The sequence below is a fragment of the Protofrankia sp. CiP1_Cm_nod4 genome (assembly GCF_982290645.1).
Map to the genome: position 1 here is coordinate 13832 of NZ_CEVIVC010000078.1, position 803 is coordinate 14634.

Annotated in this window: 1 protein-coding gene; it reads left to right on the forward strand. The window is 71.9% G+C overall.

Features of this window, described 5'->3' with window-relative positions:
• Window positions 1-118: 118 nt before the first annotated feature.
• Window positions 119-803, forward strand: a 685-nt coding sequence (locus AC5LSR_RS15355) for a 4-hydroxybenzoate octaprenyltransferase (RefSeq protein WP_493468608.1), incomplete at its 3' end; no start/stop codon positions are given.

Sequence of the window (803 nt, forward strand, 5' to 3'; positions counted from 1 at the left end):
TCGTCGACCGGGCCGTCGTTGACGTGACTATCGCTGACGGGACTATCGCCGACCGCTGCTCACCATGGTCCACGGCGGGGATACACCGCTTGCCGGAACGCCTGGGAGATGGTCGTCAGTGAGTGACGCGACGTTCGCCCCGGGGATGCCGGGGCCGGCATCGACGCCTGACGGCCCCGTCCGCGCCTTCCTGCGGGTGGTGGTGATCGAGCATTCGGTGTTCGCGCTGCCGTTCGCCTATGTGGCGGCGCTCGCCGCGTCGTTCGACGCCTCCCGCTCCGTGCACTGGCTGGACATCGCGCTGGTGACCGTCGCGATGGTCGCTGCCCGCACCTTCGCGATGGCGACCAACAGGATCATCGACCGGAAGATCGACGGACGTAATCCGCGGACGGCCGGCCGGGAGCTGGTCACCGGCGCGGTGTCGGTGCGCACGGCCGCGGTCGGCGCCGCGATCGCCCTGGGTGTCTTCGCCGGGTCCGCCGCCGCGCTGTCCTGGCTCTGCCTGGCCCTCGCGCCGCTCGCGGCCGCCCCCCTGATCGTCTATTCGTACGCCAAGCGGTTCACCAACTTCCCGCACGCCGTCCTCGCGTTGGCCCAGGCGGTCGCGCCGGTCGGCGCCTGGATCGCCATCACCGACCGCTGGTCGTGGGCCTCGGTCGTGCTCGGGCTCGCGGTCGGCACCTGGATAGCCGGCTTCGACCTGATCTACGCCTGTCAGGACGCCGAGGTCGACCGTGGCATCGGCGTGGGCTCGGTGCCGGCCCGGTTCGGGATCCGGGCGGCGCTGGCCGCCTCGGTCG